This is a genomic window from Bacillus sp. SIMBA_154 (assembly GCF_046536015.1).
Taxonomy (GTDB): domain Bacteria; phylum Bacillota; class Bacilli; order Bacillales; family Bacillaceae; genus Bacillus; species Bacillus pumilus_P.
On record NZ_JAWJBV010000438.1, the window covers coordinates 1 to 254 of the forward strand.

The 254-nt window shown below is 44.5% G+C and carries 1 protein-coding gene; it reads right to left on the reverse strand.

Going from position 1 to position 254, the window contains the following annotated elements; genetic code table 11:
* A partial coding sequence (locus R0K30_RS22675; RefSeq protein WP_410613187.1) for a M3 family metallopeptidase occupies positions 1–254 on the reverse strand: 254 nt, incomplete at both ends.

A 254-nucleotide genomic window follows, 5' to 3' on the forward strand; every position in this document is an offset into this window, starting at 1 on the left:
GGACGAATAAGCACCGCTGCGTTTTCCTTTGTTTTCGTATACATCGACCCAGCGGTTTTCAAGTCCTTCTTTTAATATAGACGCGTATTCCTCGCCCAGCGGAGCAAGTCCTTTGAGCATATAATCTTTCGCTTCCTCATATGTGACCTTCATTCCCGAATCTTTTACAAGCGGTGTGTAAAGGTCATAAATATGGACTTCATCAAGGCCGAGAACCTTTTTCCGCAGGTCAATGTAACGGTGTAATAACGGAG